Genomic DNA, 15,605 nt, shown 5'->3' on the forward strand with positions numbered 1-15,605 from the left:
TCAGGCGGCGTGCGCGGACTTCTTCTGCAAGCTGGCAGCAATCGTGAGGTCTTCGACAAAGCGCTGATATTCCAGCACCTTCGCTTCCGGATCGGGTAGCCGCAGCAGATAGGACGGATGCACCGTCACCAGAGCCTTGCGTCCGTCGGGGAGGTCTATGAGCCGGCCGCGGTTCTTGCCGATGGGCGTGATCTTGCCGAACACGCTTTGTGCGGCGGTGGCGCCCATCGCCACGATGAGATCGGGCTGGATTGCCGAAACTTCCCGCTCATACCATTGCCGGCAAGCTTTGATCTCCGGCGTCGCAGGCTTCTGGTGCAGGCGGATCTTTCCGCGCGGCACAAATTTGAAGTGCTTCACCGCGTTGGTGACATAGACCTTCTTGCGATCGACGCCGGCTTCCGCGAGCGCGCGGTCGAGCATCTGGCCGGCCGGGCCGACGAAGGGGTGGCCGGCGAGGTCTTCCTTGTCGCCGGGCTGCTCGCCGACCAGCATGATGGTGGAGTTCTGCGGTCCCTCGCCGAACACGGTCTGCGTCGCGTCCTTGTAGAGCGGGCAGGCGCGGCAATGGGCAGCTTCCTCGCGAAGCGCCTCGAGATCGTTGGTGACAGTCTTACGTGTCATCGGAGCCTCCGGCCGTTTCTGAGGCTTGTGCGGATCGGATGCAGCGTTGGCGATCATGGCGCCGGTCATGCGTTCGGCGTCCTCGATCAGAGGCTTAATGATCGAGGCCTCGGGCAGGTTCCTCCAGTATTTCTTCGGCATCTCCGTCTGCATCGCCTTCACCTTCAACCGCGCCGGGTTAAAGATGCTGGCGTAGTAGCGCCGCCAGGTTTCCTCCAGCCGGTCTTCGCCCGGCGCCTCGCTCTTGCTCACGCCCGGCGTGAACGAAAGCGCGTGGCCGTCCCAATGCGCGCAGAGATCGGGCGTCAGGATTGACCAGGGCATATCGGCAAAGCGTCTGGCGAAGAACGGCGCGGCGAGCTCGACGATATAATGCTCCGGCTCGAACCAGGCGACGTAATGCGCGGCACGTTCACGGCCGATCTCGCGGAAGCGCACGAAGGCGTGCATCTTGTGCTCGTCGCGATGGACCGCTCTTGCCATCGCCGTAGCTAACGCGATGTCAGGATCGGTCGCGACCTCGATGAGATCGTGATTGTCCTTCAGTCGCCAGAGCAGGCGATAGAGGATCGCAAAGCGCTGCGGATCGCGATGCAGGATGGCGGTCTGGGCGAGCTCGACGAATTTTGCCGACACGCTGAAGGTGCCGTCGTTCACCTCGAGCATCGGAGATGGCGCGGGCGGTGCGAACAATTCGGCTCCGCCGCCTTGCACGGCCCATGTGACTTCGGTGGGCTTCACATGATGAAGCACGAGCGTGCGGGCGGCTTTGCGCCAGCTTTCGAAATCGGTTTCGGTGTCGAGAATGATGTACTGCATCAGAAGCCAAACCCCAGTTGCGTTGCTTTCGGCTTGAACCGTTCGATCAGCCGCGCCTCGTCGAGGCGGTGCGGCGCGGGCCGGTGATCGCTGAGCACGATGAACGGCAGCACCTTGTTGCGGGGCACGTGCAGCCGCGCGAGATCGGAGAGACGGATCGTGGTGGTGCGCCGTGTGGCGATGATGCGCTCGACCGCCTTGGTGCCGAAGCCCGGTACGCGCAACAGCTCCTCGCGGCTGGCGCGATTGATGTCGAGCGGAAAGCGGTCGCGGTGGCGCAGCGCCCAGGCTAGCTTTGGATCGATGTCGAGCGGCAGCATCGCGCTGTCGTCGACGATCTCGCCGACGTCAAAACCGTAGAAGCGCATCAGCCAGTCGGCCTGGTAGAGCCGGTGCTCGCGCAACAACGGCGGCTGTACCAGAGGCAACGCGCGGCTGGCGTCGGGGATCGGGCTGAAGGCGGAGTAATAGACGCGCCGCAGCCGGTATGAGCCGTAGAGATTGGCGCTGGTGTGGAGAATGGTGTGATCGTTCGCGCCATCTGCGCCGACGATCATCTGCGTGCTTTGTCCTGCCGGCGCGAAGCGCTGCGGCTTGGCCTTCGTCTTGGTGCTGCGGTTGTCCTCGGCTTCGTCCAGTTTCAGCCGCAGCCGGCCCATGGTGCGGCGGATCGCACGCACGTCCTTCTCGGGCGCGAATTGTTGCAGGCTGGTCTCCTCAGGCATCTCGATATTGATGGAGAGACGATCGGCATATCTGCCGGCTTCCGCGATCAGCGCGTCGTCGGCCTCCGGAATGGTCTTGAGATGGATGTAGCCGCGGAAGTGATGCTCCTCGCGCAGTTTTCGCGCGACGCTGACCACCTGCTCCATGGTGTAGTCGGGACTGCGAATGATGCCGGAGGAGAGAAACAGTCCTTCGATGTAATTGCGCCGGTAGAAGTCCAGCGTCAGCTTGACCACCTCGTCGATGGTGAAGCGAGCGCGCGGCACGTTGGAGGAAGCGCGGTTGACGCAATAGAGACAGTCGTAATTGCAGGCGTTGGTGAGCAGCACCTTGAGCAGCGAGATGCAACGTCCGTCCGGCGCGTAGGAATGGCAGATGCCCATGCCCGGCGCGGTCGAGCCCATGCCCTTGCCGTCGCTGGAATCCCGCTTTTCGGTGCCGCTGGAGGCACAGGAGGCGTCGTACTTGGCTGCATCCGCCAGGATCTCCAGCTTGCGTTGTACGTCCATCCCGGAATCCCTTTGATTCAGCTCATGAATCTGATCGAGCGCAATTCGATTGACTCTTCGCGCGCCGTTAGCTTTATATTAGAACATACCATGAACAAATGAGCCAGCCGCTGGTTCTCTTTTTGAGAGTCATCGGCAATCACCTCTGAAGGAGCGGCGAGCATGAGCGGCGCACGCATGAGCGCGCTTGCGACCTTGCGCAGCCAGATCGAACGGATCGAGACGGCGGAGGTCGTGCATCATCACGACCGCGTCGCGCTCGGCCACGGCGAGGTCGACCACGCCTTGAAAGGCGGGCTCGCACGCGCGGCGATCCACGAGGTGTTTTGCGAGGGGCGTCAGGGCGCGGCCGCGACGGGCTTTATCACCGGGCTTGCGGGCCGCGTCACGGTGCGTCGGCCGCTGCTGTGGGTGCGGCAGGATTTCTCGGAACTTGAAACCGGCGCGTTGTCGATGTGCGGGCTCGCCGAGCTCGGCCTCGATCCGCGCCGCGTGGTGATGGTGCGCGCGGCTGACGTGGAGAGCGCGCTGCGCACCTCGGCCGATGCGCTCGCCTGCGATGCGCTCGGCGCCGTCGTGCTCGAGCTCTGGGGCGAGACCAGGCAGTTCGATCTCGTGGCGAGCCGCAAGCTGACGCTGGCCGCACAATCCTCTGGCGTCACCGGCCTCTTGTTGCGGATGGCGGCACAGCCGCTGCCCTCGACGGCGGAAACACGATGGATGCTGCGCGCGGCGCATTCGCCGCCGGGCGCGGCTTCAATGCCTGCGGCGCTTTGGAGTGCCTGGGGCGCGCCGCGCTTCGATGTCGAGCTGTTGCGCAATCGTCATGGCCCGTGTGGCCGGTGGATCATGGAATGGAAGTGTGATGAGTGCCAGTTCAGTGAACCGTCGGCGTATTCTCAGCCTGTGGCTGCCGCGCCTGCCCATCGACCGGATCCAGCGGTTCTTCAACGGCGGGTTGGGTAATAATCCTGAGCCCAGCATTGTCGTCATCAAGGATAACAATGCGCTGGTGATCCATGCGCTGGACGAGGCGGCCGAGCGGCTCGGTCTGTACATCGGCCAGCCGCTGGCGAATGCGCGAGCGATGTGTCCGGACCTGAAAGTGTTCGACGCCGATGTCGTGGCCGATGCAAAGGCGTTGAGCGATATCGCCGACTGGTGCGACCGCTTCACGCCGCTGGTGGCGCTCGATCCGCCGCACGGGCTGTTCCTCGATATCACCGGCTGTGCGCATCTGTTCGGTGGCGAGGCTGCATTGTTGCAGACGCTGGTCCGTGCGCTGGCCCGCCAGGGCTTTGCCGTCGGCGCCGCGATCGCCAGCACCTCGGTCTGCGCGCGTACGCTGACGCGGCAGACGCCTGGCGTTATTGTTGCCAATGGCGGGGAGGCGGCGGCGATCGACCGGTTTCCGGTGTCCGCGCTCGGTGCGGACGAGGCCATCACCACCGGCCTGCGCCGGGCCGGGCTGAAGACGATCGGCGATGTCGCCTTGCGCACGCCGAGCGAAATCACGGCGCGGTTCGGCGCGCGGTTCTCCACGCTGCTCGCGCATGCGCTGGGGCAGGGCGATGCGCCGATCAGCCCGCGAAAACCGCTGCCCGACTACATCGTGGAAAAACGCTTTGCCGAGCCGATCGCGACCGACACCATGATCGCGATGACGCTGTCGCGGCTGGCCGATACGCTGATCGCTTCCATGGAAAAGCAGGGCAAGGGCGCGCGCCGATTAGAGGCCGCGTTCTTCCGCACCGACGGCGTGGTGCGCGCGATCATGGTCGAGACCGGGCGTCCCGTGACGCGAAGTGCCGTCATAGACCGGCTGTTCCGCGAGCGGCTCGATGCGCTTGCCGATCCCCTCGATCCCGGCTTCGGCTTCGACATGGTGCGCCTGTCGGCGAGCCGCACCGAGATCGTGGTGCAGGAGCAGCGCGATCTCGATGCCAATGTCCATGACAATGACGAGCTCGCCGCGCTGATCGACCGCATCGCCGCGCGTATCGGCGGAAAACGCGTCGTCGTGCACCTGCCGCAGGACACCCATATCCCTGAAAGTGCGGTGCTGGCCGCGCCCGCGCAGCATCATCTCGCCGCCGCCATGCAGGCCGAATGGCCGGCGCGTGCCGCGAGCGAGCCGCCGCTGCGCCCCTTGCGCCTGTTCGACAAGCCGGAGCCGGTCACAGTGCCGTTCGCGACCGTGCCTGATGGCCCGCCGCATCAATTCACCTGGCGGCGTGCAAAACATGCGGTGGTGCGGGTGGAAGGACCTGAGCGCATCGCCATGGAATGGTGGCGGCAGGACGGCAAGCAGCTGACGCGGGATTATTTCCGCATCGAGGATGCCGAGGGCCTGCGCTTCTGGATTTTTCGCGATGGTCTTTACGAGGGGGAGGTGTTCGACGCCGACGGCAAGCCCGCTTCTCCCGGCTGGTACGTGCACGGTCTCTTCGCATGACGACATCAGCTTATGCCGAGATCGGCATCACCACAAACTTCTCGTTCCTGCGCGGCGGCTCGGATCCGCGCGCCTATGTGCATCAGGCCAGCAAGCTCGGCATTCCCGTGATCGGCATTGCCGATCACAACACGCTGGCCGGCGTGGTACGGGCCTGGAATGAGCTCGACAATGACACGGTGCTGCACAAGCCAAAGCTCCTGATCGGTGCGCGCATCGTCTTCATCGACGATACGCCCGACATTTTTGTCTATCCGCGCGACCGCGCCGCCTATGGCCGGTTGTGCCAACTCCTCACCAGAGGCAAGCGTGGCGACGACATCACGCGAATCGAGAAGGGCGAATGCCATCTCAGCTTTGCCGATCTTCTGGAGTTTTCTGAAGGCCAGCTCCTGGTGCTGACGCTGCCGCATCGGTTTGATGATGCGAAAGCGCTGGATGTGCTTTCAAGGCTCGAGGCCAGCCGCGCCGAAGGCGTGTGGCTGGCCGCGAGCCTGGTCTATCGCGGCGACGACCGTCGCCGTCTCGCGCGGCTCGACGATCTCGCGGCCAAAGCAAGGGTGCCGCTGCTCGCGACCAACGAGGTGCTCTATCATGATCCCGGCCGCCGGCCGCTTCAGGACGTGCTGACCTGCATCCGGGAAAAGACCACGATCGAGGCGGTCGGACGCAAGCTGGAAGCCAACGCCGAGCGCTTTCTGAAGACGCCGCGCGAAATGGCGCGGCTGTTTCGCGATTTCCCCGAGGCGATTGCGGAGACCATGCGCTTTGCCGACAAGATCGACTTCTCGCTCGACCAGCTCAAATATCAATATCCGGACGAGCCGGTGCCGCCAGGCAAGACCGCGCAGGGGCATCTGGAGGATCTGACCTGGGCAGGCGTCGATAAATACTTTGGCGGGATCGACAATGTCGACGCAAAGCTCCGCGCGACCTTGCACAAGGAGCTCGCGCTGATCGCCGAGCTGAAATACGCGCATTACTTTCTCACCGTGCACGACATCGTCCATTACGCGCGCAGCCAGAACATCCTGTGCCAGGGGCGGGGATCGGCGGCGAATTCGGCGGTGTGCTACGTGCTCGGCATCACCTCGGTCGATCCGACCAAGGTCGATCTGCTGTTCGAGCGCTTCATCTCCAAGGAGCGGCTGGAGCCGCCGGATATCGACGTCGATTTCGAGCATTCGCGGCGCGAGGAGGTGATGCAATATGTCTATCGCCGCTACGGCCGCCACCGCGCCGCGATCATCGCCACCGTCATCCATTACCGCCCGCGCAGCGCCATCCGCGATGTCGGCAAGGCGCTGGGGCTGACCGAGGACGTCACGGCCGCGCTCGCCGACACCGTCTGGGGCAGCTGGGGCAAGGGTCTCAACGACATGCAGGTCAGGCAGGCCGGGCTCGATCCGCAAAATCCCATGATCAATCTCGCGGTCGAGCTTGCGACCGAGCTGATCGAATTCCCGCGTCATCTCTCCCAGCATGTCGGCGGCTATGTGCTGACGCAGGACCGGCTCGACACCTATGTGCCGATCGGCAACGCCGCGATGGACGACCGTACTTTCATCGAATGGGACAAGGACGACGTCGACGCGCTCAACATGATGAAGGTCGACGTGCTCGCGCTGGGCATGCTGACCTGCATCCGGAAGTGTTTTGATCTGATCGATCGGCATAAGGGCGAGCGCTGGGTTCTGGCGACCGTTCCGCAGGACGATCCCAAGGTTTACGACATGCTGTGTGCTGGCGAGTCGCTCGGCGTGTTCCAGGTCGAGAGCCGCGCGCAGATGAACATGTTGCCGCGCCTGAAGCCGCGGACCTTCTACGATCTCGTCATCGAGGTCGCGATCGTGCGCCCGGGTCCGATCCAGGGCGACATGGTGCATCCATATCTGCGCCGGCGGAACGGGCTGGAGAAGGTGATCTATCCCTCGCCATCGCCCGAGCATGGTCCCGCGGACGAGCTCTACAAGGTGCTGCACAAGACGAAGGGCGTGCCCCTGTTCCAGGAACAGGCGATGCGTATTGCGATCGAGGCGGCGAAATTCACCTCCGAAGAAGCCAATGGCCTGCGCCGCTCGATGGCGACCTTTCGCAATGTCGGCACCATCGGCCAATACGAGGAGAAGCTGATCGGCAACATGGTCGCGCGCGGCTATGATGCAAACTTCGCCAGAAGCTGTTTTGACCAGATCAAGGGCTTCGGCTCCTACGGTTTCCCGGAGAGCCATGCCGCGAGCTTTGCCCAGCTCGTCTATATCTCGTCATGGCTGAAGTATCATCACCCCGACGCCTTCTGCTGCGGGCTTCTGAACTCGCAGCCGATGGGCTTTTACGCGCCGGCGCAGATCGTCGGCGACGCCCGCAAGAACGGCATCGAGGTGCGCGAGATCGACGTGTCCTACAGCTTTGCGCAGAACACGCTGGAGAGCACGGACGACAGATATTGTGCCGTTCGCCTCGGCTTCCGCCAGATCGACGGCTTTCACTGGCTCGATCCGGATGAGGAATTCCTCAAAGCGGAGCAAGCGAAGCGGCAGGGCAAGGTCTATGTCACTCAGGAAGACTGGGCCGACCGCATCATCAAGGCTCGCGACCGCCAACGGTTCACCTCGCTCGAAGATTTTGCCCGCGACACCGGCCTGCCCAAGCGCGCGCTGATCCTGCTGGCGGATGCTGATGCATTCCGCTCGCTCGGGCTCGACCGCCGCGAGGCACTGTGGCAGGTGCGACGGCTGCCCGACGATGTGGCGCTGCCGCTGTTCGAGGCAGCCACCGCGCGCGAGCAGCCGGACGAGCAGGCCAAGCCGTTGCCGGTGATGCCGCGTCCCGAACAGGTCGTCGCCGACTATCAGACCATCCGGTTGTCACTCAAAGGCCATCCGATGGAATTCCTGCGCGAGACGTTTTCGCGCGAGCGGATCGTCGCCTGCAAGGAGATCAGCCATGAGAACGAACGGCGCCGCGTCCGCTGCGCCGGCGTGGTGCTGGTGCGGCAGCGGCCCGGCAGCGCCAGTGGCGTCGTGTTCATGACGCTGGAGGACGAAACCGGTATCGCCAATGTCGTGGTGTGGCCCAAGATCATGGAGCAGTACCGCAAGGAGGTGATGGGCGCGCGCCTCATCCTGGTCGAAGGCTATATCCAGAGCAGCCCCGAGAAGGTGACGCATCTGATCGCGCAGCGCATGATCGACCGCTCGCACGATCTGGTCGGTCTTGCCAACGATGCCCTGAGCCGCAAGCATCCGGTCCCGGCAGGCGCCGACCTGATCGAGCCGCTCAATGACGACCGCCGCGACCACGCGGACATGCCGGCGCAAAAAATCCGCCACCCCCGCAACGTCCGCATCCTGCCGCCGTCGCGGGATTTCCATTGAGGAGTGGTGGGGGGCCGCCACACCCGTCATTGCGAGCGTAGCGAAGCAATCCAGTCTTTCCGCGGAGGGATTCTGGATTGCTTCGCTGCGCTCGCAATGACGAGGATAGAGGATTGCTTCGCTTCGCTCGCAACGACGGCGGAAACAGCACGCCCCTCACTCCGGCGCCGCTCCCACCGGCGGGCCGCCGGGCGGGCGGTGCAGGAAGGTCAGCGAGGCGTAGGCGCCGGCCCAGGAACCCATCGCCGCGAAAGCGACATAGAAGGCGTTCTCGGTGTAGCTGATCACGGCGTAGGAGGAGAGCAGGTACCAGACCGCGCTCCAGTTCGCCGCCGGGACGCGCTTGCGCGCGATCACGGCCGAGGTGAACATCACATAGACTGCGTCGGTGGCCGCCGTTGCGATGAACACGGCGCCCGCGGTGAGGGGATCGATGGCAGCCATTGCATTCCTTTGTGTGCTAATGGAAGTCGCAAAGCTAAGGGAGAGAAGCGGTCATGCAAAGCCCTGCCGACATTCTCAGCGACATCTGGGCCTCCGCCGACGGCGACAAGGCTGCGCTCGCGCGCGTACGGCTGACCGGCGAAGAGCCGCAGATCCCATCCTCGTTTCGCGTTGCCGTTGCCGGACAAACGACGATTGCCGCTGCCGGCCTTGCCGCTGCTGAAATCTGGCGGATGCGCGGCGGCGAGGCGCAGGATGTCGCCGTCGACATGCGTCACGCCGTCGTCGAATGCCGTTCCGAGCGTTATCTGCGCCTCGACGACAAGCCGCCGCCACCGGCCTGGGATGCCATCGCCGGCGTCTACAAGACCGGCGATAGCCGCTTCGTTCGCTGCCACACCAATTTCAGGCATCACCGCGACGCCGTCTGCAAGGTGCTTGGCTGTGTGCCCGAGCGCGAGAAGGTGCAAGCCGCGCTGATGCAATGGAAGGGCGAGGATTTTGAAGCCGCGACCTATGCCGCCGGCGGGGTCGTCGCTCTGATGCGCTCTTACGATAAATGGTCGGCGCTGCCGCAAGCACGTGCGCTCGCGCAATTGCCGCTGATCTCGATCGAGAAGATCGGCGACGCCTCTCCAAAATCTTGGTCTAAAGAGCCGTGGCCCAAAGGCGATCGCCCGCTCTCGGGTCTTCGCGTGCTCGATCTCTCCCGCGTCATCGCCGGTCCCGTCGCCGGCCGCACGCTTGCCGCGCACGGTGCGGACGTGTTGCTCGTCTCAGGGCCGGAGCTGCCTGCCATTCCCTGGCTCACCATCGACACCGGCCGCGGCAAGCTCACCACCTTCATCGAGCTGAAGAGCGAGGCGGGCCAGGCGCAGCTGCGCACGCTGTTGAAGGAGGCCGACATCTTCTCGCAAGGCTATCGCCCGCGCGCGCTCGCAGCCCTCGGCTTTTCGCCGGAGCAGGCCGCGGAGATCAATCCCGGCATCGTCTACGTCACGCTGTCGGCTTACGGCCATGCCGGCCCATGGGCCGAGCGGCGCGGCTTCGATTCGCTGGTGCAGACCACGACCGGCTTCAACGACGCGGAAGGCAAGGCCGCCGGCATCAACGGTCCCAAGGAATTGCCGGCGCAGATGCTCGACCACGCCACCGGCTATCTGATGGCATTCGGCGCGATGATGGCGAGGGCGCGCCAGGCGCGTGAAGGCGGCAGCTGGCACGTGCGCGTGTCGCTGGCGCAGACCGGACGCTGGCTTTGGAATCTCGGCCGTTTCGAAGGTGGTCTTAACACCCCGGATCTTACGGGTGAGGCTGTACATGCAACGTTCATGGAGACAGTGTCATCTGGCTTCGGCATGTTGACGGCGGTGCGCCATTCGGCGGTGCTGTCGCGGACACCGGCGCGATGGAGCCGTCCGGCCATGGCGCTCGGCAGCCATCCGCCGCAATGGCCGGCGCGAAGCTGACGTGAAGCTGACGCGTCGCAAAATTTTAACGCAAACCGCAGGACGCCCAGCGTTTTTTAGGTTGTTTGAAATCTCAATTCGGCACTATTAGCGCGACCGATGAGGCAGTCGTTTGCCGAGATCGTCGCAGACTTGACCGGGCCCCATGGTAGTTGAAAATACCAAGCGATTGCAGGTGCTTACAAAACGACGGGTGATTACATCCGTAGTTTTACTGGCGCTTGCCGGGGCCGGGGCCTACGGCTTTCTCCATGCGGGCGCCAAGGACAAGAGCCATTCCGAAGTCTCCAGCCAGTCGCGCCGGAATGCGCAGAACTTCACGCCGACACCGTCGGAATGGGCGACGCTGACGATCGAGCCGGTCAATGCCAAAAGCTTCCGCGCCGAGTATGTCACCGAAGGCAAGGTCGCGGTCGACGAAGACCGTTCGACGCCGGTGTTCTCGCCTTATGCGGGCCGGGTGACCAAGCTGCTCGCCAAGCCCGGCGAGAGCGTGACCCAAGGTCAACCGCTGTTCACAATCGAGGCCGCCGACACCGTGCAGGCCCAGAACGATTTCATCGCGGCGATGACGTCGCAGAACAAGGCGAAGTCGGCGCTCGAGCTTGCCGACATCCAGTACCGGCGCGCCAAGGATCTCTACGAAGGCCGCGCCATTCCACTCAAGGACTATCAGCAGGCGGAAGCGACCCAGGTCCAGGCGCAGAACGACATGCGCTCCTCGGTGACGGCGCTGGAGGCTGCAAACAACAAGCTGCGGATCCTCGGTTTCACCGACGAGACGATCAAGGCGTTCCAGACCAAGAGCACCATCAATCCGGAAATCACGATCTATGCGCCGATCTCGGGCACGGTCGTGCAGCGCAAGATCGGTCCCGGCCAATACGTCAACTCCGGCGCCAGCGATCCGGTCTTCGTGATCGGCGATCTCTCCACGGTCTGGCTCACCGCTTTCGTGCGCGAGAGCGACGCCGCCTCCGTCAGCGTCGGGCAGGACATCAGCGTCAACGTGATGGCGCTGCCGGGCCGTCCGCTGACCGCCAAGATCAACTACGTCGCCGCCGCGATCGATCCCAGTACCCGCCGCCTGCTGGTCCGCGCCACGATCGACAACAAGGATGGTCTGCTCAAGCCGGAAATGTTCGCCAACGTCACGATCTATTCGGCCGGCGACCGCGGGGCGCCTGCGGTGCCGAAGCAGGCGCTGATCTACGAAGGCGACCAGGTCCGCATCTGGGTCGCGCGCGAGGACAAGTCGGTCGAGCTCCGCCAGATCAAGACCGGCCTCATCAACGGCAACCTCGTCGAGGTGACCAGCAACCTGAAGCCCGGCGAACAGATCGTCGTCAAAGGCAGCCTGTTCATCGACCGCGCGGCGTCCGGTAGCTGATCGACGAGCCCCAAGAAACTGCGAAAAACCTGAATGGACCGTCTCGTCGCCCTAGCCGTCAACCGGCGCTTCCTGATGGTCGGCATGTTTGTCGCCGTGCTCATCGGCGGCCTGATTGCGTTCAATCAGCTCAACATCGAGGCCTATCCCGATCCGACCCCGCCGATGGTCGACATCGTCACGCAGAGCCCGGGCCTGTCGGCGGAAGAGATCGAGCGCTACATCACGATCCCGATCGAGACCCAGGTCGCGGGCCTGAAGAACCTCACGACCATCCGCACCATCTCGCTCTACGGCCTTTCCGACGTCAAGCTGCAGTTCTCCTTCGCCTACACCTATGACGAGGCGTTGCAGCAGGTCTTGAACCGCCTGGCGCAGCTCGCGCCGCTGCCGGGCAACGTCCAGCCGCAGATCTCGCCGCTGAGCCCGATCGGCGAAATCTTCCGCTATCGGCTGGTCGGCCCGCCGAACTACAGCGTGCTCGACCTCAAGACCATTCAGGACTGGATCCTCCAGCGTCGCTTCCGCGCCGTGCCCGGCGTGATCGACGTCACCGGGTGGGGCGGCAAGAGCAAGACCTATGAGCTCCAGGTCGACAACAACAAGCTGGTCGCCAACGGCCTGACGCTGCCGCAGCTGCTCCAGGCGGTCAGCAATTCGAACGTCAATGTCGGCGGCAACACCGTCAATATCGGCCAGCAATCGGCCGTGGTGCGCGGCGTCGGCCTGATCCGCTCCATCGACGACCTCGCCAACACCATGATCGCCCAGACCAACGGCAATCCGGTGCTGGTGAAGGACGTCGCCACCGTCACCGTCGGCCAGAAGCCGCGTCTCGGCATCGCCGGCATCGACGATTCCGACGATATCGTGCAGGGCATCGTGCTGATGCGCCGCGGCGAGCAGAGCTCGCCAACCATCAAGCGGGTCCACCAGCTCGTTCAAACCATCAACGAGTCCAGTATCCTGCCGCCCGGCGTCCGCATCGAGCGCATCTATGACCGCGGCGACCTGATCGAGCTCACCACCCACACCGTGCTGCACAACATGGTGGTCGGCATCCTCCTGATCGTGCTGTTGCAGTGGATATTCCTCGGTGATCTGCGAAGTGCGTTGATCGTCGGCGCCACGATTCCGTTCGCCTTGTTCTTCGCCGTGATCATCCTGGTGCTGCGCGGAGAATCGGCCAACCTGCTGTCGGTCGGTGCCATCGATTTCGGCCTGATCGTGGATGCCACCGTCATCATGGTGGAGGCGATCTTCCGCCGCCTGACGCAGACCACGCCGCCGGCGGAATCCGAGCAGATGTCGCCCGACACGCTGTTCGGCATGAAGAGCCACGCTATCCTCAGCGCCGCGGCCGACGTCTCGCGCTCGATCTTCTTTGCCGCTGCGATCATCATCGCGGCCTTCCTGCCGCTGTTCACGCTGTCAGGCGTCGAGGGCAACATATTCGGGCCGATGGCGCGCACCTATGCCTACGCGCTCGCCGGCGGCCTGCTGGCGACCTTCACCGTGACGCCTGCGCTGTCCGCGATCATCCTGCCGGCGCATGTCGAGGAGACCGAGACCAAGGTGATGCAGATCCTGCACCGGATCTACATGCCGGTTTTGAATTGGGCCGTCGCCAACCGCAGCATCATGCTCGGCGCCTCGGTCGGCCTCGTGCTGATGACGGTTGCGCTCGGCCGGCTGCTCGGCCTCGAATTCCTGCCCAAGCTCGAAGAGGGCAACCTCTGGATCCGCGCCACGCTGCCGCCGACCATCTCGCTGCAGGAAGGCAACTCCTACGTCAACGAGATGCGCAAGCTGATCCGCGCCCGGCCCGAGGTCGAATCCGTGGTGTCGCAGCACGGCCGTCCCGACGACGGCACCGACGCCGCGGGCTTCTTCAACGCCGAGTTCTTCGCGCCGCTGAAGCCTGTAGACCAGTGGCCCGGCACGCATGACAAGGAAGAGCTGACCGCGCAGCTGCTCAAGCAGCTCGACGACCGCTTCCCCGGCGTCGAGTTCAACTTCTCGCAATATCTCCAGGACAACGTCTCGGAAGCCGTTTCCGGCGTGAAGGGCGAGAACTCGATCAAGCTGTTCGGCAGCGATCTCCAGGCGCTGACCGACACCGCCAACAAGATCAAGTCGGTGCTGGCGACCGTGCAGGGCGTCACCGACCTCGCGGTCTTCACCTCGCTCGGGCAGCCGACCGTGCAGATCGACATCGACCGCGCCAAGGCCGCGCGCTACGGGCTCGCCCCCGGCGACATCAACGCTACCATCAAGGTCGCGATCGGCGGCGACACCGCGGGCGATATCTACGAGCCGGGCTCCGACCGTCACTTCCCGATCATCGTTCGCCTTGCGCCGGAGTACCGCCGCAGCGCCGAGGCGATCCAGAACATACGGATCGGCGCGCCCGGGCCGAACGGCTCCGTGACACAAATCCCTTTGAGCGAGGTCGCCAACATCAGCCTCGTCTCCGGCGCCGCCTACATCTATCGCGAGCAGCAGGAGCGCTATCTGCCGATCAAGTTCTCGGTGCGCGAGCGCGACCTCGGCAGCGCTATCCGCGAGGCACAGCAGAAGATCGCTGACCAGGTTCAGCTGCCGCCTGCCTCGCACATGGAATGGGTCGGCGAGTTCGGCAATCTCCAGGACGCGATCCGGCGGCTGTCGATCGTGGTGCCGATCTCGCTGGCGCTGATCGGCATCCTGCTCTGGTTCAATTTCGGCTCGATGACCGATACCTTGCTCGCCATGAGCGTGATCCCGATGGCGATCTTCGGCGGCGTGCTCGGTCTGCTGATCACCGGCACCGCCTTCAGCGTCTCGGCGGCGATCGGGTTCATCGCCCTGTTCGGCATCGCGGTGATGGATGGCATCATTATCCTCTCGCAGTTCAACCAATTGATCGATGAAGGCATGGACCGCGTCAGCGCAGTGATCCGCACCGGCGAGCTCCAGCTCCGCCCGGTGTTGATGACCTGCGTGGTCGCCGGCGTCGGCCTGCTACCGGCTGCGCTGTCGGCGGGCATCGGCTCGCAGGTGCAGAAGCCGCTCGCGGTCGTGGTCGTCACCGGCATGATGCTGGCACCGGTCGTGATCCTGGTGACGCTGCCGGTGCTGATCTCCTTCTTCTCCCGTCGCGCGCGCTGACGCGCGAGCTAGCCCAACGCGCGCTGCGCGATCCGCAGCAGCATCAAGGTCCCGAGCCCGAGCAGCATCAGGCTGGCGAACCGGCTGCTCAATGACAGCATCCGTGGCGTCAGCCGCGAGCGCGCGGTTGCGACGATCGTGCTGAGGATCATCCACCAGACCGCCGAGCCGACGAAGACACCCGCGATCAGCGGTGCGGCTGCGGCCTGCGTGGAGAATGCGTGCAACGCTGCGAGAAACAGGATGACCGTCAATGGATTGGTCAGCCCGAGCGCGATGGCGCTGAGATAGGCGCGAGCGAGATGCACTCTGTCGATCTCACCGGCGTCCTGGAGCACGATGGAGCACCGGTGCGTGCGGAGCGCGAACCACAGCAGCGTGAGTGCCGAGACGATGCCGAAGACAACAGCATTCGCCTCGACCCAGGGCTGTGCAAGCGCGCCTAATCCCAAAACTGCGAAGGCGCTGTAGGTGAGATGCACAGTCGCCGCGCCGAAGCCGGTGGCGAGGCCTGTGGCGATGCCCGACTCCAATGTGCGCTGAATGCACAGCATGCCCATTGGCCCGATGGGGGCGGCGACGGTGAAACCAATTCCGATGCCGGACAAAAGCGCGGCAAGATAATGCGATAAAAGCATGCAC

10 protein-coding genes are annotated in these 15,605 nt (G+C 64.2%); 6 read left to right on the plus strand and 4 right to left on the minus strand.

Translation table 11 applies throughout. The features are described from left to right. Together ABID58_RS05540 and ABID58_RS05545 are read right to left on the minus strand one after the other, a co-directional pair. Window positions 1-1,443, minus strand: coding sequence for a UdgX family uracil-DNA binding protein (locus ABID58_RS05540; protein ID WP_354031856.1), 1,443 nt, complete (start codon window positions 1,441-1,443; stop codon window positions 1-3). Next, complete coding sequence (locus ABID58_RS05545; RefSeq protein WP_148752072.1) at window positions 1,443-2,678, minus strand: putative DNA modification/repair radical SAM protein; 1,236 nt, start codon at window positions 2,676-2,678, stop codon at window positions 1,443-1,445. The genes ABID58_RS05540 and ABID58_RS05545 overlap by 1 nt, the downstream gene beginning before the upstream one ends. A gap of 162 nt (window positions 2,679-2,840) precedes the next feature. Between ABID58_RS05545 and ABID58_RS05550 the strand changes: the two genes are divergently transcribed. The 3 genes from ABID58_RS05550 to ABID58_RS05560 are packed head-to-tail and all read left to right on the plus strand — an operon-like array spanning window position 2,841 to window position 8,510. Then, window positions 2,841-3,644, plus strand: a complete 804-nt coding sequence (locus tag ABID58_RS05550) for an ImuA family protein (RefSeq protein ID WP_354031857.1) — start codon at window positions 2,841-2,843, stop codon at window positions 3,642-3,644. Further along, window positions 3,544-5,133 carry a Y-family DNA polymerase gene (locus ABID58_RS05555; protein WP_354031858.1) on the plus strand — a complete coding sequence of 530 codons (1,590 nt, stop codon included), beginning with the start codon at window positions 3,544-3,546 and terminating at the stop codon, window positions 5,131-5,133. Before ABID58_RS05550 ends, ABID58_RS05555 begins: the two co-directional genes overlap by 101 nt. After that, window positions 5,130-8,510: an error-prone DNA polymerase gene (locus tag ABID58_RS05560; protein ID WP_354031859.1), complete on the plus strand. Its 3,381-nt coding sequence runs from the start codon at window positions 5,130-5,132 to the stop codon at window positions 8,508-8,510. The genes ABID58_RS05555 and ABID58_RS05560 overlap by 4 nt, the downstream gene beginning before the upstream one ends. Before the next feature lie 156 nt (window positions 8,511-8,666). On the opposite strand, the gene ABID58_RS05565 is transcribed toward ABID58_RS05560, so the two are convergent. Further along, window positions 8,667-8,954: a hypothetical protein gene (locus ABID58_RS05565; protein ID WP_148752069.1), complete on the minus strand. Its 288-nt coding sequence runs from the start codon at window positions 8,952-8,954 to the stop codon at window positions 8,667-8,669. 53 nt (window positions 8,955-9,007) lie between these two features. Here ABID58_RS05565 and ABID58_RS05570 point away from each other — a divergent pair, with 53 nt between their 5' ends. The 3 genes from ABID58_RS05570 (at window position 9,008) to ABID58_RS05580 (ending at window position 14,963) form a co-directional block, all read left to right on the plus strand. Next, window positions 9,008-10,423 (plus strand): CoA transferase, encoded by a 1,416-nt coding sequence (locus ABID58_RS05570; RefSeq protein ID WP_354031860.1) that lies wholly within the window; start codon window positions 9,008-9,010, stop codon window positions 10,421-10,423. Window positions 10,424-10,568: 145 nt separating this feature from the next. Next, window positions 10,569-11,813: an efflux RND transporter periplasmic adaptor subunit gene (locus tag ABID58_RS05575; protein ID WP_148752067.1), complete on the plus strand. Its 1,245-nt coding sequence runs from the start codon at window positions 10,569-10,571 to the stop codon at window positions 11,811-11,813. 33 nt (window positions 11,814-11,846) lie between these two features. Continuing rightward, on the plus strand, window positions 11,847-14,963 hold the full coding sequence (locus ABID58_RS05580) for an efflux RND transporter permease subunit (protein WP_354031861.1): 3,117 nt from the start codon (window positions 11,847-11,849) through the stop codon (window positions 14,961-14,963). Between the two features lie 8 nt (window positions 14,964-14,971). On the opposite strand, the gene ABID58_RS05585 is transcribed toward ABID58_RS05580, so the two are convergent. Continuing rightward, window positions 14,972-15,601 (minus strand): LysE family translocator, encoded by a 630-nt coding sequence (locus ABID58_RS05585; protein WP_354031862.1) that lies wholly within the window; start codon window positions 15,599-15,601, stop codon window positions 14,972-14,974. Window positions 15,602-15,605 lie beyond the last annotated feature (4 nt).

The organism is Bradyrhizobium sp. S3.2.6, assembly GCF_040546885.1.
GTDB lineage: Bacteria > Pseudomonadota > Alphaproteobacteria > Rhizobiales > Xanthobacteraceae > Bradyrhizobium > Bradyrhizobium cytisi.